The sequence below is a fragment of the Aeromonas sp. QDB54 genome (genome assembly GCF_027707385.1).
Lineage (GTDB): Bacteria > Pseudomonadota > Gammaproteobacteria > Enterobacterales > Aeromonadaceae > Aeromonas > Aeromonas hydrophila.
Genome location: NZ_JAPCIT010000026.1, coordinates 39592 through 56352 on the forward strand (window position 1 = coordinate 39592; position 16761 = coordinate 56352).

At 60.5% G+C, this 16761-nt stretch carries 11 protein-coding genes and 1 pseudogene; 6 read left to right on the forward strand and 6 right to left on the reverse strand.

From position 1 onward, the window contains the following. Positions 1-72: 72 nt before the first annotated feature. From serA to PG881_RS20475, 5 genes are all read right to left on the reverse strand, one after another. Entirely contained in the window at positions 73-1305 is a 1233-nt protein-coding gene (gene serA, locus PG881_RS20455; RefSeq protein WP_024946386.1) for a phosphoglycerate dehydrogenase, read from the reverse strand. A 251-nt stretch (positions 1306-1556) separates the two neighbouring features. Beyond that, entirely contained in the window at positions 1557-2210 is a 654-nt protein-coding gene (gene rpiA, locus PG881_RS20460; protein ID WP_270802533.1) for a ribose-5-phosphate isomerase RpiA, read from the reverse strand. Between the two features lie 185 nt (positions 2211-2395). Continuing rightward, on the reverse strand, positions 2396-2995 hold the full coding sequence (locus tag PG881_RS20465) for a 5-formyltetrahydrofolate cyclo-ligase (RefSeq protein ID WP_270802535.1): 600 nt from the start codon (positions 2993-2995) through the stop codon (positions 2396-2398). A gap of 133 nt (positions 2996-3128) precedes the next feature. Next, on the reverse strand, positions 3129-4463 hold the full coding sequence (locus tag PG881_RS20470) for a Na+/H+ antiporter NhaC family protein (protein ID WP_011706538.1): 1335 nt from the start codon (positions 4461-4463) through the stop codon (positions 3129-3131). Between the two features lie 434 nt (positions 4464-4897). Beyond that, positions 4898-5866, reverse strand: coding sequence for an alpha/beta hydrolase (locus PG881_RS20475; protein WP_270802540.1), 969 nt, complete (start codon positions 5864-5866; stop codon positions 4898-4900). Between the two features lie 244 nt (positions 5867-6110). Here PG881_RS20475 and dapB point away from each other — a divergent pair, with 244 nt between their 5' ends. From dapB to PG881_RS20500, 5 genes are all read left to right on the forward strand, one after another. Then, positions 6111-6923 (forward strand): 4-hydroxy-tetrahydrodipicolinate reductase, encoded by an 813-nt coding sequence (dapB, locus tag PG881_RS20480; protein ID WP_270802541.1) that lies wholly within the window; start codon positions 6111-6113, stop codon positions 6921-6923. A gap of 686 nt (positions 6924-7609) precedes the next feature. After that, a complete protein-coding gene (gene carA, locus PG881_RS20485) occupies positions 7610-8746 on the forward strand; it encodes a glutamine-hydrolyzing carbamoyl-phosphate synthase small subunit (protein WP_158197019.1) in 1137 nt (378 codons plus the stop codon). A gap of 16 nt (positions 8747-8762) precedes the next feature. Further along, positions 8763-11999 carry a carbamoyl-phosphate synthase large subunit gene (gene carB, locus PG881_RS20490; protein WP_270802548.1) on the forward strand — a complete coding sequence of 1079 codons (3237 nt, stop codon included), beginning with the start codon at positions 8763-8765 and terminating at the stop codon, positions 11997-11999. A 486-nt stretch (positions 12000-12485) separates the two neighbouring features. Next, a complete protein-coding gene (gene leuA, locus PG881_RS20495; protein ID WP_270802550.1) occupies positions 12486-14144 on the forward strand; it encodes a 2-isopropylmalate synthase in 1659 nt (552 codons plus the stop codon). A 92-nt stretch (positions 14145-14236) separates the two neighbouring features. Next, positions 14237-15490: a DUF1615 domain-containing protein gene (locus PG881_RS20500; RefSeq protein ID WP_411608135.1), complete on the forward strand. Its 1254-nt coding sequence runs from the start codon at positions 14237-14239 to the stop codon at positions 15488-15490. A gap of 56 nt (positions 15491-15546) precedes the next feature. Here the strand turns inward: PG881_RS20500 and PG881_RS20505 are convergent, their stop codons facing one another. After that, entirely contained in the window at positions 15547-16110 is a 564-nt protein-coding gene (locus PG881_RS20505) for a hypothetical protein (RefSeq protein WP_113994365.1), read from the reverse strand. A gap of 138 nt (positions 16111-16248) precedes the next feature. Between PG881_RS20505 and PG881_RS20510 the strand changes: the two are divergent. Further along, positions 16249-16761, forward strand: a pseudogene (locus PG881_RS20510) (IS630-like element ISAhy2 family transposase); the annotation flags it as partial.

The following is a 16761-nucleotide window of genomic DNA, read 5'->3' on the forward strand; positions in this document are numbered from 1 at the left end:
GTGCGTTGAGGATCGCAGCATAAAAAAGCCCGTCAGATGACGGGCTTTTTGCTGGGCGGATAAGCGGGCTTATCAGTGCAGGATACGGGCACGGATGGTACCGCCGATCTCCTTGAGCTTGGCCAGCGCCTTCTCGCTGTGCTCTGTCTCCACGTCGATCACCACGTAGCCGATGTGGCTGCTGGTCTGCAGGTATTGACCGGCGATGTTGATCCCCTCGTCGGCGAAGATCTGGTTGATCTGGTTCATCACGCCGGGCTGGTTGCGGTGAATGTGCAGCAGGCGGCTGGAGCCCTTGTGGCCGGGCAGGGAGACCTCGGGGAAGTTGACGGCGGAGAGGGTGGAGCCGTTGTCCGAGTATTTGACCAGCTTGTTGGCCACTTCCAGCCCGATGTTCTCCTGGGCTTCCTGGGTGGAGCCGCCGATGTGGGGGGTCAGGATCACGTTGTCCAGCCCGCGCAGCGGGGTGAGGAACTCCTCGTCATTGGACTTGGGCTCGCTTGGGAAGACGTCGATGGCGGCGCCGGAGATGTGGCCGCTCTTGATGACGTCTGCCAGGGCATCGATGTCCACCACGGTACCGCGGGAGGCGTTGATGAAGATGGCGCCCGGTTTCATCATGCGCAGCTGTTCGGCACCGATCAGATCCTTGGTGGAGGCGGTCTCAGGCACGTGCAGGCTGATGACGTCGGACATGTTGAGCAGCTCGACCATGCTCGGCACCTGGATGGCGTTGCCGAGCGAGAGCTTGTTCTCGATGTCGTAGTAGTAGACCTTCATGCCGATGCTCTCGGCGATGATGCCGAGCTGGGTGCCGATGTGGCCGTAGCCGATGATGCCGAGCTTCTTGCCACGGGCTTCCACCGAACGGTTGGCCAGCTTTTCCCACACACCGCGATGGCACTTGGCGTTCTTCTCCGGGATGCCGCGCAGCAGCAGCAGGATCTCGCCCAGCACCAGTTCGGCCACCGAGCGGGTATTGGAGAAGGGGGCGTTGAACACCGGGATGCCGCGCAGATGGGCAGCGTCGAGCTCGACCTGATTGGTGCCGATGCAGAAGCAGCCGATGGCCACCAGCTTGTTGGCGGCATCCAGCACCTTCTCGGTGATCTGGGTGCGCGAGCGCAGCCCCACGAAATGCACGTCACGAATGCGCTCGATCAGATCTTCTTCGGAGAGAGAGGTCTTCAGATACTCCACACTGGTGTAACCTGCGGCACGAAAGGTTTCCACCGTGTTGGGGTGAACCCCCTCCAGCAGCAGTACCTTGATTTTATCCTTGTCCAGTGAAAACTTGGCAGTCATGACGATCCCTCTATGTTTGCAAAAGTGAGTGCAGATATGGTGTGTGAAGAAAACCGTAAAGTAGCAAAAACGTTTGGGAGAGGGAATATTTGTGACGAAAGTCAAATTCTTTGAAGTTTTCAACGATAGTTGTAAACGAGGGTTTGCAACTCATTGAGCAACCAATAAAAACGGCGCCATGGGGCGCCGTCTTTCATTGGGGGGCGATGGTCGGGGACCACGTCCGTTGAGCTGCCTCTTGGCAGACAACCTTATTGGGTGACGACCCCGTCGGGAGTACCAATCAGCACCACGTCTGCACCACGGTGGGCGAACAGGCCGTTGGTGACGGTGCCGACGATGGCATTGAGCTGCACTTCCAGCCCCTTGGCATCGGTGATGGACATGCCTTTCACGTCCAGGATGTGGTTGCCGTTGTCGGTGACCACCCCTTCACGCCAGACCGGGTTGCCGCCGAGCTTTCTGATCTCGCGGGCCACGTATTCGCGGGCCATGGGGATCACTTCCACCGGCAGCGGGAAGGTACCGAGCACGTCGACCGTCTTGGTGTTGTCGATGATGCAGATGAACTTGTCGGCCACGGCGGCGACGATCTTCTCGCGGGTGAGGGCTGCGCCGCCGCCCTTGATCATGTCGCGGGTGCCGTTGATCTCGTCGGCACCGTCCACGTAGACGGAGAGGGCGTCGATCTCGTTGAGGTCATACACTGTGATGCCGAAGCCCTTGAGGCGTTCGGTGGAGGCCACGGAGCTGGATACCGCCCCCTTGATCTCGTCCTTCATGGTCGCCAGTGCATCGATGAAGTGGTTGACGGTAGAGCCGGTGCCTACCCCGACGATGGTGCCGGGAACCACATACTTGAGCGCAGCCCAACCGGCCGCCTTCTTCATTTCATCTTGAGTCATGATCGATCCTTTGGAAAAAAGCGGCCGCATTATATCCAAGCCGCCCCCCCAGAGCGACCACCCAGCTCACGTTCCGGGCCAAAAACTCGCAAGATGTAAATCGTTTGCCTGTTTATTGCGCCATGTCATTGCACCATGGCTGTGGCAGCAGGGCGTGACGATCGCGGCAGAGGGGGCAGACGGTCCTAGCCGGGAAAGTGCCAGCAGCGGCTGGGGGTGATGATCTGGGGCAGCGGCACGTCCCACTCCTCCTGCGGCACCGCGTCCACCTGCTGGCAGTCGTGGGCGAGCCCCAGTGGCTTGGGGCCGAGCCGATGTTCATGCCAGCAGGCGAGGGTGCGATCGTAGTAGCCACCGCCCATGCCGAGCCGGTTGCCTGCCGCATCGAACGCCACCAGCGGGGTGCAAATCAGATCGAGGGTGCTGTGGGGCACCACCTGCTGCATGTCGAGCTCCGGCTCGGCGATGCCGTAACGGTTGCGGGTCATGGGGCTGGTGGCGGTGTAGTGCAAGAAGAGCAGGTGGCCCGGGGTGAAGGGGTGCAGCACCGGCAGGTAGACCTCTTTGTGCTGGGCCCACAGCCAGTGGATGGCGGGCAGGGGATTGAGCTCGCCGTCGTTGGCCAGATAGAGAGCGATGCGTCTGGCCGCCAGGATCTCGGGATGCTGCTTGAACTGGGCAACCAGCTGCTGGGCCGCCTGCTGCTGCTCGGCCTGGGTCAGGCTCTTTCTGCGCTGGCGGATGAGCTGGCGCAGGGATTGTCTTTCAGGCTGGGTATCCGGCATGGGGGCTCCTCTGATGTACGGGCGGGGGGGCGACGAGCGGATCGCGCTGACAGGCGATCACCTTAACAAGGCCGCGCCGGGTTGAACAGCGCGGCTCGGCCGCCGGATCCTCGGGGACCCGGCGGCCGCACTATCAGGCGTGGGCGGCTTTGCGCATCTGGTGCTTGACGAACACCGCCACCAGGGCGGCCAGCGCCAGCGCCATGGGGTAGAAGCTCATGCTCACCACCGCCAGCGGCGAGAGGGCGAAGATGGAGCCCAGCAGCAGTGCCTGGGCACCCCAGGGGATGAGCCCCTGTACCACGCAGGAGAAGATGTCGAGCATGGAAGCGGCGCGGCGCGGGGTGACCCCGTGGTGATCCGCCAGCTCCTTGGCCACCTTGCTGGCGACTATGATGGCCACCGTGTTGTTGGCGGTGCAGAGGTTGGTGAGGCTCACCACCCCGGCGATGCCGAGCTCGGCCGCCTTCTCGTTCTGCTCGCCGTCATGCTGACGGGTGAATCGGGCGATGAGGGCGCTGATGCGGCAGCTTATCCAGGCCAGCCCCCCCTGGCGCTCCATCAGGGCGCCGAGGCCGCCGATCAGCATGGAGAGCAGGAAGATCTCCTGCATGCCGGTGAAGCCCTGATAGATATCCTTGCTGAACTGGCCGAGGGGGTAATCCCCCAGCAGGCCGACTCCACCGGCCGCCAGAATGCCGAGCCCCAGCACCATGAAGACGTTCATGCCAGAGAGGGCCAGCACCAGGATCAGCAGGTAGGGCATCACCTTGAGCAGCTCGACATGGGCCTCGGTGGCAGGGGCATCCCCGACCGACCCCAGGGTCAGATAGAGCAGGATCACCCCGATGGCGGCCGGGGCGGCAATCTTGAAGTTCTCGCGAAACTTGTCCTTCATCTCGCAGCCCTGGCTGCGGGTGGCCGCAATGGTGGTGTCGGAGATGATGGAGAGGTTGTCACCAAACATGGCGCCAGAGAGGATGGTACCCGCCATCAGCACCGGATCGATGCCGGCAGCCTGAGCCACGCCGAGCGCCACCGGTGCCACGGCGCCAATGGTCCCCATGGAGGTACCCATGGCGGTGGCGATGAAGGCGGAGATGAGGAACAGCCCCGGCAGCAGGAACCAGCCGGGGATGAGGGAGAGGCCGAGCGCGACCGTGGCATCCACCCCGCCTGTGGCCTTGGCCACGGTGGCGAAGGCACCCGCCAGCAGATAGATGAGGCACATCGCCATGATGTTGCTGTCACCGACCCCTTTGAAGAAGGTCTCTAGGTTCTTGTTGAACCCCTCCTTGCCCAGCACCAGCGCCAGCATGACGGCGGGGAGGGCGGCGACGGGGGCGGGCAGCTGATAGAAGGCGAACTCGACCCCCTGCAGGGTCAGCCAGGTGCCGGTACCGATAAAGAGAGCAAGAAAGACCAGTAGTGGCAGCAAGGCCCTGGCACTGGGTTGGGTCTGGATCATGTGTTCCTCTGAAATTGAACAATGACCTCCTGTCGTGAACTGCTTTGTGCCTTTATCGGGTCGGGATAGGGGGAAAACAGCGCGGGCATCCTGCCGCATCGGGGGGCCTACAGTAGTGAGTCAACCCCGCCCGGTCAAGATAGACGTCCAGATGGATAGGTGTTTTTATTGTTCAGTTCTGCATTCATTAAAATATCAAAAGTATGTTCGGAGGGATTAATTAATCCTGTTAATTATTCGGTTTCATGGGGAGGGTTATCTGCGCATTTTTCACTGACATGGGATGTGGCTGGCGGGGCATGTGGTGGTACTGGATATCCGGATGCTCTGTGCGTTTAGGATTGGGCCTCAACGCCGCCTGCAGAGCATAGCGAGCATTGCTCTGGCATCTACAGACCACAAGGCGGCGCTGATATTCGGTCAGGGTGGCGCTGTTACTGCGCCATTTTCCCCACAGCGTGAACGGCTGTTGCGATGGCATCCTGTTCCAGCGTCAGCGGAATGTGGCCAATACCGGGCAGTATCGTGACAGGCCAGGAGATGCCGAGACGTCTTAACTCAGGTTCAAGTTGATCTGTTTGGAAGGCCTCGTCATTTGCACCCGCGATCACGGTGCAGGGGCGTTGCACATTGCGTATGTTCTGCTGATAGTCGCGCTCTGGCTGAAAGTTCGAGGCAAGGTTGAAGGAGTAGGAAGGGGTCAGCAAGGATTTCGCCTCATCATTGAGGGCAAAGTTCAGCACGGTCAGATGGTTGAGTGCGGAAATATGAAAACCGTTGAGGATGCTCAGGGCAATGAGGCGAGGAATGCCGACACGCACCCAGCCGCCGCTGTTTGGTCGGTAGTTGGCGGCCGTGGGGCCGAGATAAGGGGAGAGGAGCAGATAGTTGTCGAACAGGGTTTGTCGCGAGCTGCCAGCAAAGCGCAGCACGAAGCCACCGCCGGACGAGAAACCTGCAAGGGTGGCGGGTTTACTCGGGGCCACAGCTGTTGAGAAATCCTCCAGATCGTCTTCCAGTTGGCCTATGTAGTCTATCATGCCTCTTTGGCCTGATGCTCCATGGCCGCGGATATCGAGGGTGTATGCGTCGTATCCCGCTTGCGAGAAGGCGTTTGCCAGGATGTGCATGCTCTGGCTATTGGCCGAGGAGCCATGAACAAGCACCACACTACCCCTGATATGGTTGCCTGCGGAGGCATAGTGTCGGTAGGCGAGCTCGGTGCCGTCACGGGCCTTGTATCTGGAAGATGAGGGGATGTTACGCCAATCAATATGTTTGAAGGGGTCGCTGATACTGGCCATCTCCGGCGCCGGACCTGGTCCGCCAAAGCGCAGCGCAGCAATAAGCGTGATAAGACCGAGCGACATCAGGCACAGTACAAGCAGCAATCCCGCATTCATATGTTTATCTCCTAGTGAGGTGGTGTCTTTTGGCTCTTTAATTCATCGGCGGAAACCTATCATATGGTGCCATATCTAGCAAACCTCAAACCGCCAGTCTGCGGGGGGAGTGGCAAGCCTGTGCATCAGCTATGTTGAGAGGTTCACTCTCTAGCCCGAACCAAAGAGCGTGTCTCGCGGCTTTTCAAAGCCGGCGCAGGCTGGTAAAACGGTCTCTTTCCTTAATAGAGATGAGAGGGTGGAGATGGACAATCCGATCCGTGTGGCCGTGATGGGCTGTAATGGTCGTATGGGCAAGGTGCTGCTGGAGGCGATCAGCCATGCCGAGGGCGTGGTGGTCGGGGCGGCGCTGGAGCGACCGGGCTCCGCCGTGATCGGGCTGGATGCCGGCGAACTCAACGGGCTGGGTCGGCTCGGCGTCATCATCAACGACAACCTGGACAAGGTGCGGGACGAGTTTGATCTCATCATCGATTTCACCCGCCCCGAGGTGACCCTGGCCAACCTGGCCTTCGCCCGGACCCACCACAAGCAGATGGTGATCGGCACCACCGGCTTTGACGACGCGGGCAAAGCGGCGCTCAAGGCTGCCGCCGGCGAGATCGGCATCGTCTTCGCCTCCAACTACTCGGTCGGCGTCAACCTGGTGTTCAAGCTGCTGGAGCAGGCCGCCAAGGTGATGGGGGATTACACCGACATCGAGATCATCGAGGGGCACCACAGACACAAGGTGGATGCACCGTCCGGCACCGCGCTCTCCATGGGCGAGGTGGTGGCCAAGACGCTCGGACGTGATTTGAAAGAGTGCGCCGTCTACGGCCGCGAGGGGATCACCGGCGAGCGGGATCGCAACACCATCGGTTTTGCCACCATTCGCGCCGGCGATCTGGTGGGGGAGCACACCGTCATGTTCGCCGACATCGGCGAGCGGGTGGAGATCAGCCACAAGGCCTCCAGCCGCCTCACCTTCGCTAACGGTGCGGTGCGCGCCGGCAAGTGGCTCAAGGGGCAGGGCGCCGGCCTCTATGACATGCAGGACGTGCTCGGCCTCAAGTAATCACATCAGCTGGCACCAGGGGCCCCGTGGTGCGCACGAAGGGGCTGCCCGGCCGTTCGTCTGCTAAAACCCCGCTCATGCGGGGTTTTTTATTGGTGATTTTGTATAAATGGCGCTTACGCAGCGATTTTCATGCGAAGTGGCATAAACCCTTCCTCTCTGCTGCTGCGCCGGATCTGCCATTGCACAAATGTCATCGGCTGGTAACGAAATTGGGCCTCAATAGCCCCTGCTAGGGCATTTTTTTACATCCATTAAAATAGACTAAAAATTCAAACACAGAAAAACGTTTTCCATTTTCCAAGGCCACTTATCCTCCCTAAAAAAGCTTTTTGAAGGCGTTGATATTTTTTATATGAAACTTCATTTCATTGTTTTTTAAGGATTAAAAATTGTTTTTTGTATCAATGCTGGCCTCTTGGTCTGGATTGATAGCAACTTTTACCTTTTCTTTTCAGGGTGGGGGTTGCAAAGCAATTGAGTGCATAGATAATGGGTAATGTTGCTTGTTTATTGAATTTAGATGCATTTCAGATGAGAAAAGACGTTGAAATGCGATCGTTTTTAAGTAGAATGCGCCCAATTTGCCAGAAATCTGCCGGGTTCGAGTCCTGTCCAAGGCCGGAACCGAGCCCGCAACACCCAGGTAAATTGCTGAATTTAAAGCTAAATAACTGGAGGTTGTCTTGAATCACACTGCATTGCTAGTGCTGGAAGATGGAACTGTGTTCAAAGGCGTGTCGATAGGCGCCGAGGGATGTTCCGTTGGTGAAGTGGTTTTCAATACGTCGATGACGGGCTATCAGGAAATTCTCACCGATCCCTCTTATTCCCGTCAGATAGTCACCCTCACTTACCCCCATATAGGCAACACCGGCACCAACAGCGAAGATGAAGAGTCCAGTCAAATCCACGCGCAGGGATTGATCATCCGGGACCTTCCGATACTTGCCTCCAATTTCCGCAATCAGCAATCCCTCTCCGAATACCTCAAGTCTCACAACATCGTTGGCATCGCCGACATCGACACCCGCAAACTGACCCGCATTCTGCGCGAGAAAGGCGCCCAGGCCGGCTGCATCCTGGCGGGTAAACAGATAGATGAAGGGTTTGCCCTCGAACAGGCCCGTGCCTTCCCCGGTCTGAAGGGGATGGACCTGGCCAAAGAGGTCACGGTTGGTGAGGCGTACAACTGGACCGAGGGCAGCTGGCAGCTTGGCAAGGGGCACGTCACCCCGGCTGCCGACCAGCTCAAATACCACGTGGTGGCCTACGACTTTGGCGTCAAGCGCAACATCCTGCGCATGCTGGTGGACCGCGGCTGCCGCCTGACCGTGGTGCCGGCCAAGACCCCGGCTGCCGAGGTACTGGCGCTGAACCCCGATGGCATCTTCCTCTCCAACGGCCCTGGCGACCCCGAGCCGTGTAACTACGCCATCGAGGCCATCGAGGCCTTCCTCAAGACCAATATCCCGGTGTTCGGCATCTGCCTGGGTCACCAGCTGCTGGGTCTGGCCTCCGGCGCCAAGACCATCAAGATGAAGTTCGGCCACCACGGTGCCAACCACCCGGTGAAGAGTTTGGATGACAACACCGTCATGATCACCGCCCAGAACCACGGCTTTGCGGTGGACGAGCAGACCCTGCCGGCTTGCCTGCGCGCGACCCATGTCTCCCTGTTCGACGGGTCACTGCAGGGCATCCATCGCACCGACCGGCCGGCCTTCAGCTTCCAGGGTCACCCCGAAGCGAGCCCGGGCCCGCACGACTGTGCCGGTCTGTTCGACCACTTTATTGAATTGATCAAGCAGTATCGCGCTTAAGAGGAAAAGAGAAGCCATGCCAAAACGTAACGACCTACAGAGCATCCTGATCCTCGGTGCCGGCCCCATCGTCATCGGCCAGGCCTGCGAATTCGACTACTCCGGCGCCCAGGCCTGCAAGGCCCTGCGCGAGGAGGGCTACCGCGTCATTCTGGTCAACTCCAACCCGGCCACCATCATGACCGACCCGGAGATGGCGGACGCCACCTACATCGAGCCCATCACCTGGGAAGTGGTGCGCGAGATCATCAAGAAAGAGCGCCCGGACGCCATCCTGCCCACCATGGGTGGCCAGACCGCGCTCAACTGCGCGCTGGATCTGGAAAAGCATGGCGTGCTGGCCGAGTTCGGCGTGGAGATGATCGGCGCCACCGCCGATGCGATCGACAAGGCTGAAGACCGCTCCCGCTTTGACAAGGCGATGCGCAGCATTGGCCTGGAGTGCCCGCGTGCCGGCATCGCCCACAATATGGAAGAGGCGTGGGGCGTGCAGCAGATGGTCGGCTTCCCCTGCATCATCCGTCCCTCCTTTACCATGGGCGGCTCCGGTGGCGGCATCGCCTACAACCCGGAAGAGTTCGTCGAAATTTGCGAGCGTGGTCTGGACTTGTCGCCGACCAAAGAGCTGCTCATCGACGAGTCGCTCATCGGCTGGAAAGAGTACGAGATGGAGGTAGTACGGGATCGCAACGACAACTGCATCATCGTCTGCGCCATCGAAAACTTCGACCCCATGGGTATCCACACCGGTGACTCCATCACGGTCGCGCCAGCCCAGACGCTGACCGACAAGGAGTACCAGCTGATGCGCAACGCCTCCATGGCGGTGCTGCGCGAGATCGGCGTCGAGACCGGCGGCTCCAACGTCCAGTTCGGCATCAACCCGAAAGATGGCCGGATGGTCATCATCGAGATGAACCCGCGGGTGTCGCGCTCCTCTGCGCTGGCCTCCAAGGCGACCGGTTTCCCCATCGCCAAGATCGCTGCCAAGCTCGCCATCGGTTACACCCTCGACGAGCTGATGAACGACATCACAGGCGGTCGCACTCCGGCCTCCTTCGAGCCGGCCATCGACTACGTGGTCACCAAGGTGCCACGCTTCAACTTCGAGAAGTTCGCCGGTGCCAACGACCGTCTGACCACCCAGATGAAATCGGTCGGCGAAGTGATGGCTATCGGCCGTAACTTCCAGGAGTCCCTGCACAAGGCGCTGCGCAGCCTCGAGACCGGCAAGACCGGCTTCGACCCCATGGTGGATCTGAACGCCCCGGACTCCCTGACCCGCATCCGTCACGAACTGCAGGATGCCGGTAGCGACCGTATCTTCTACATCGCCGATGCGTTCCGCGCCGGTCTCTCCATGGATGGCATCTTCAAGCTGACCAAGATCGACCCCTGGTTCCTGGTGCAGATTGAAGACCTGGTGAAGCTGGAAGAAGAGGTGAAAGAGCGCGGCATGGCCGGTCTGGATGCCGACTTCCTGCGCGCCCTCAAGCGCAAAGGCTTTGCCGATGCCCGTCTGGCCAAGATCCTAGGTGTGGCTGAAGGGGAAGTGCGCAAACTGCGTGCCCGCCACGCCATCTTCCCGGTCTACAAGCGGGTAGATACCTGCGCCGCCGAGTTCGCCACCAACACCGCCTACATGTACTCCAGCTATGACGAGGAGTGCGAAGCGGCCCCGAGCAACCGCGACAAGATCATGATCATCGGCGGAGGCCCGAACCGTATCGGTCAGGGTATCGAGTTCGACTACTGCTGCGTACACGCGGCGCTGGCCCTGCGCGAAGACGGTTACGAGACCATCATGGTCAACTGCAACCCGGAAACCGTCTCCACCGACTACGACACCTCCGACCGTCTCTACTTCGAACCGGTGACTCTGGAAGACGTGCTGGAAATCGTGCGGGTCGAGCAGCCCAAGGGCGTCATCGTCCAGTACGGCGGTCAGACTCCGCTCAAGCTGGCTCGCGCCCTGGAAGCGAACGGCGTGCCGGTCATCGGCACCAGCCCGGATGCCATCGACCGCGCCGAAGACCGCGAGCGCTTCCAGTCTGCCGTCGAGCGCCTCGGCCTCAAGCAGCCGGAAAACGGCACCGTCACCGCGCTCGAGCAGGCGGTGTTGACCGCCGAGCGCATCACCTACCCGCTGGTGGTTCGCCCCTCCTACGTGCTGGGTGGCCGCGCCATGGAGATCGTCTATGACGAGCAGGACCTGCGCCGCTACTTCGCCGAAGCGGTGAGCGTCTCCAACGAGTCGCCGGTACTGCTGGACCGCTTCCTGGACGACGCCACCGAGGTGGACGTGGACGCCATCTGCGACGGCACCGATGTGGTCATCGGCGGCATCATGGAGCACATCGAACAGGCCGGCATTCACTCCGGTGACTCCGCCTGCTCCCTGCCGCCCTACACCTTGTCCAAGGCCATTCAGGACGAGATGCGCGAGCAGGTGCGCAAACTGGCGCTGGAGCTTGGCGTGGTCGGTCTGATGAACGTGCAGTTCGCGGTGAAAGACAACGAAATTTACCTCATCGAGGTGAACCCGCGCGCCGCCCGTACCGTACCGTTCGTCTCCAAGGCCACCGGTGCCCCGCTGGCCAAGATTGCCGCCCGCGTGATGGCCGGTCAGAGCCTGAAGGAACAGGGCTTTACCACTGAAATCATCCCGCCCTACTACTCGGTGAAGGAAGTGGTACTGCCGTTCGCCAAGTTCCCGGGCGTGGATCCGCTGCTGGGGCCGGAGATGCGCTCCACCGGCGAAGTGATGGGCGTGGGCAGCAGCTTTGCCGAGGCCTATGCCAAGGCGCAGCTGGGGGCCGGTCACCAGGTGCCGCGCGAAGGGCGTGCCCTGCTCTCCGTTCGCCACAGCGACAAGGAGCGGGTGGTGAACCTGGCCGCCAAGCTGCTGGAGCTGGGCTATGACCTCGACGCCACCCACGGCACCGCCGTGACCCTGGGGGAGGCGAGCATCAACCCGCGCCTGGTCAACAAGGTGCACGAGGGCCGTCCGCACATTCTGGATCGCATCAAGAATGGCGAGTACACCTACATCGTCAACACCGCCGAGGGTCGTCAGGCCATCCAGGATTCCAAGCAGCTGCGTCGCGGTGCTTTGCAGCACAAGGTGGCCTACACCACCACGCTGCACGCCGCCTTTGCCACCTGCATGGCCATCAGCGTGGATGCCACCGCCAACGTCAACTCGGTGCAGGAGCTGCACCAGAAGGTCGAGAGCCAGCTGAAAAGCCGCTAAGACCGCGTGATGAAGGAGGGACGCCTCCTTCGTGGCTCGATAAAACCCCGCCAGCGATGGCGGGGTTTTTTATTGGCAAAGAGATTGGGCTGTGATGGCAACGGACATCACCAAGCAACAGGCTATGGGTGAAATTCACCCCTTATGAGTAGGAAAAGGTGACAATGATTGTGTAATAGATGCATTTGACAGCGTTCTTTGCAATCTCTCGCCCGCGTCGCCTCTCTATACTGGTTTCTCGTCACAGGATTTATCGACCCAGGTCGTCTGCGCCTGCCAACGCAGGGGCGAGCAGATCGGGCCCGCGGCCTTATCGGGTTGTGCGGCCGGCCCCCACTTACCGGAAGGGGCCACAGGAAACCGGACGTGGGGCTACCGCCGCACGACCGGCCAGGGCCAGCGTTACCGCGCCAGCCCGCTTCCCCTCCTTGTCCCCGTCAATCAGCCCAGCCGTACCGCCAGGACATCTGCCAAGGGAATCAGAATATGAGCTTCGATCATCGCAAATACCGCCGTGCCCCCGTCATCAATCTGGCGGATCGCCAGTGGCCCAGCCGGGTGCTGGAGCGGGCGCCGCTCTGGTGCGCCGTGGATCTGCGCGACGGCAACCAGGCGCTGGTCGAGCCGATGACGGTGGCGCAGAAGCTGCAGATGTGGGCGCTGATGGTGCACATCGGCTTCAAGCACATCGAGGTGGGCTTTCCGGCCGCCTCCCAGCCCGATTTCGACTTCGTGCGCGAGCTTATCGACCGCAACCTGATTCCGGACGACGTCACCATCCAGGTGCTGGTGCAGGCGCGCGAAGATCTGATTGCCCGCACCTTCGAGGCCCTCAAGGGGGCCAAGCGGGCCATCGTCCACGTCTACAACTCGGTCAACCCGACCCAGCGCAACTATGTGTTCAACTCAGGGCGTGAAGGGGTCAAGGCCATCGCCGTGCAGGGGGCGCGCTGGGTGGGAGAGTATGCGGCCCGCAATCCGGGTACCGAGTGGAGTTTTCAGTACTCGCCGGAGAGTTTCAGCAGCACCGAGGTGGAGTTCGCCGTCGAGGTGTGTGACGCCGTCATCGATGAGTGGCGCCCGGCTGCCCGCCCGATGATCCTGAACCTGCCCGCCACCGTGGAGGTAAGCACCCCCAACGTGTTTGCCGATCAGGTGGAGTGGTTCTGTCGTCACCTCAAGGCGCGCCCCGAGGTGAGCATCTCCATCCACACTCACAACGATCGGGGCTGTGGGGTGGCCGCCGCCGAGCTGGCGGTGTTGGCGGGGGCGGATCGCATCGAGGGCACCCTGCTCGGCAACGGTGAGCGCACCGGCAACATGGACATCGTCACCATGGCCATGAACCTCTACAGCCAGGGGATCGATCCCGAGCTCAACCTGGCGGACATGGATGCCATCGTCGCCACTGTAGGAGCCTGCACCCAGATTGCCCTGCACCCGCGTCACCCCTATGCCGGGGAGCTGGTCTACACGGCGTTTTCCGGCAGCCACCAGGATGCCATCCGCAAGTCTCTGGCGGCGGAGAAGCTGGATCACTACTGGGACGTGGCTTACCTGCCCATCGACCCTGCCGATCTCGGCCGCAGCTACGAGGCGGTGATCCGCATCAACAGCCAGTCCGGCAAGGGCGGGGTCACCTACCTGCTGGAGCGCGACCTTGGTCTGCAACTGCCGCGCTGGCTGCAAATTGACTTCAGTCGCCGGGTACAGGCGCAGGCTGAGGCTTGCAGCAGCGAGATAAGCCCGGAGCAGATCCGCACCCTGTTCGAGCGCCACTATCTCGAACCCGCCCACGGCTATCGCATCGGTCGCTTCCAGCTCGGTCGCGACAGCCAGGAGAGCCTGCGCCTCGAGCTGCAGACCCCGAGCGGCTCGCTGCAATTGAGTGGTGAAGGGGAGGGGGCCATCACGGCGCTGGTCAACGGCTGGCAGCGCCAGACCGGGATGCACATTGACGTGCTGGATTACTCGGAGCATGCCTTAAGCGCCGGCACCGAGTCCCGCGCCGCCGCCTACGTGCTGCTGAGCGTCGACGGGACCCGCACCTGCGGGGTGGCCATCGGCCGCGACGTGGTCAGCGCCTCCCTGCAGGCGGTGATCAATGGCGCCGCCCAGATAGAGGCGCTGCGCCAGAGCGCCTGATCCCGGCGTCGTATCGACCCTTGGGGGCCCTCGCCACGCAGGCGGGGGCCCTTGTCATTGATGGCTTCTGCTCCCCGTCCCAATCCTCTACAATGCCCTGCCTGTCTGCGTCCGGATACCCTTTGCGGGTGCCGGGACGCCTCATCCACCGGGAAGCATTCATGTCTCATCTCATCGTCTGTCGTCATTATCTGGCCCCGCTGCTGGCCACCTTGCTGCTGGCCGCCTGTGCCAGCGAACCCGTCAGTCAGGGCGATGCCAGCAAGCCTGGCAGCGCCGCCGTCACCGGGCCGGCCATCGCCAAGCCCGCCCCGCTGCCCAAGGCCCAGGTCCCCCGGGCGCCCGCCAGCATGCAGTCGCGCATTGTGCGGCTGCTGCCGGCCCGCACCGTGGATCGCAACGGCTGGGCCCAGGATATCGTCACCGCCCTCGCCAAACAGGATCTGGCGGTGACCGACGAGAACGTCTGCTCCGTGCTGGCGGTGGCGGAGCAGGAGTCCACCTTTCAGGCTGACCCCGTGGTGCCGGGCCTTGGCAAGATCGCCTGGAAGGAGATCAACGCCCGCGCCGGCAAGCTGCTGATCCCGGAGTTCGTGGTGCGCACCGCGCTCTCCATCAACTCGCCCACCGGTAAAACTTACGCCGAACGCATCGACAAGTTGCGCACCGAGCGGGAGATGAGCGAGATCTTCGAGGACATGATAGGGGAGGTGCCCATGGGCAAGACCCTGTTCGGCAACATGAACCCGGTGCGCACCGGCGGCCCCATGCAGGTGAGCATCGCCTTTGCCGAGGCCAACAGCGACGGCTATCCCTATCCGATCAAGGAGTCCATTCGCCACGAGGTATTCAGTCGCCGTGGCGGCATCTGGTTCGGCACCCGCCACCTGCTCAACTACCCGGCCCAGTATCCGGATCACCTCTACCGCTATGCTGACTTCAATGCCGGCTGGTATGCGAGCCGCAACGCCGCCTTCCAGGCGGCGGTGAGCCGGTTGAGCGGCAAGCCGCTGGCGCTGGATGGGGATCTCATTCGCTACGACTCCGAGCTGCCGGGCAAGACCGAGCTCGCGGTTCATACCATCGCTGGCCAGCTCAACATGAGCACGCAGGCCATCCACCAGAGCCTGAAGCTCGGCGACACCAGCGAGTTTGCCCAAAGCGATCTCTACCACAGGGTCTTCGTGCTGGCCGATCGCAAGGCGGGCAGCCGGTTGCCCCGCGCCGTGCTGCCAGGCATCTCTCTCAAGAGCCCCAAGATCACCCGCAACCTCACTACCGCCTGGTTTGCCAAGCGGGTGCAGTGGCGCCAGCAAACCTGCCTCAAGCGGCTGGGGTCGCTGTGACTGCAATAACAAAGGCGGCCAATGGGCCGCCTTTGTTTTATGTAGATATCATGGCGTCAAGTTAACTGTTTAACCGCAACCAGTATCTTGTAATTGTTTTTCCACTCTCCTTCGACAGGAAGATCAGAAAACTCCAGTGTTTTACTATATAGAAATGGACCGCTATTTAGGCAGGCTGGCCAAGTATCAAAGATATCCTGCTTGCCTTTAGTTTCTGTCCAGACATCAGCCAGCACTACGGCATAACGCTGGCGCTGTATTGGGTTAATCAGCCCCTTTTCAAGCAACAGGAGTGCTTCATTGGACTGCATTCGTTCAATATCATTCCTGACACTATTAGTTTTTGATTGAGGTGCCGTAAAGCGCTTAGCCTCAATAAGAAATAGCTCCGTTTCCGTGAAAACTACGGCGTCCATATGTTTCTTTTCCGTGAGGCTTATTGGGGCCTCAAACCATGAGAAGCATGAGCCGGGATAGAGGCTTTCAAGCGCAGAAACAAAGTTGTTGGTGAGATTTCGTTCGGTGAAGCCGGTAGATCCATGTGCAGGGTAGTAGTGAGAAAAAATAGTTGTATATCGGCTGTGCAAACGAGCCATTAATTTATCTAGAAATACTTGCATGTTATTGCTCCATAAATGTGCTGATGTATCTAAATAGCTGTTCCGAATAGTAGATCACCGGAGGAAGGGAACTCAGTCCAGTTTGTGCGATCTGATTAGTCGCTAAACAAAACAAGCCACACCCAAAGGACTGAGTTGATGCCTATCCTACCACCTCTGCCACGACCACAACGGCGCCGCATTCACAAAATCATCCATGCCACCCGTGATAAAGGACATGCTCGTCGCTTGATGGCCATCTTGCTGTTACATGAAGGACGCACGATCACCGATGTTCATCACCTTACCGGCGCTGCGCGCTCGACCATCGGTCGTTGGCTTCGGTGGTATCGAGATGAAGGCATAGATGCGCTAGAAGCCTTACCGGCTGGCCGTGCCCCAGTCTTACCTATCGCCAAGATTGTCACCTTACTGGTGCTGCTCATGCAGTTTTCTCCGCAAGATTTTGGTTATCAGCGCAGCCGTTGGTGTACTGAACTATTGGCTATAAAAATCAATCGGTTAACAGGGCTCAATGTGGCAGCCTCCACGCTCCGCCGATGGTTACCTCGTATGGGCATTGTCTGGCGCAGGCCCGTGCCGACCTTGCGGATAAAAGACCCAGCCTATCAGGAAAAAATGGCGAATATCGACGCCGCGCTGGCCCGCTGT

Coding starts and splice junctions, on each gene's coding strand:
- serA (WP_024946386.1), bottom strand. CDS start 1,305: ATGACTGCCAAGTTTTCACTGGACAAGGATAAAATCAAGGTACTGCTG.
- rpiA (WP_270802533.1), bottom strand. CDS start 2,210: ATGACTCAAGATGAAATGAAGAAGGCGGCCGGTTGGGCTGCGCTCAAG.
- PG881_RS20465 (WP_270802535.1), bottom strand. CDS start 2,995: ATGCCGGATACCCAGCCTGAAAGACAATCCCTGCGCCAGCTCATCCGC.
- PG881_RS20470 (WP_011706538.1), bottom strand. CDS start 4,463: ATGATCCAGACCCAACCCAGTGCCAGGGCCTTGCTGCCACTACTGGTC.
- PG881_RS20475 (WP_270802540.1), bottom strand. CDS start 5,866: ATGAATGCGGGATTGCTGCTTGTACTGTGCCTGATGTCGCTCGGTCTT.
- dapB (WP_270802541.1), top strand. CDS start 6,111: ATGGACAATCCGATCCGTGTGGCCGTGATGGGCTGTAATGGTCGTATG.
- carB (WP_270802548.1), top strand. CDS start 8,763: ATGCCAAAACGTAACGACCTACAGAGCATCCTGATCCTCGGTGCCGGC.
- leuA (WP_270802550.1), top strand. CDS start 12,486: ATGAGCTTCGATCATCGCAAATACCGCCGTGCCCCCGTCATCAATCTG.
- PG881_RS20500 (WP_411608135.1), top strand. CDS start 14,237: ATGCCCTGCCTGTCTGCGTCCGGATACCCTTTGCGGGTGCCGGGACGC.
- PG881_RS20505 (WP_113994365.1), bottom strand. CDS start 16,110: ATGCAAGTATTTCTAGATAAATTAATGGCTCGTTTGCACAGCCGATAT.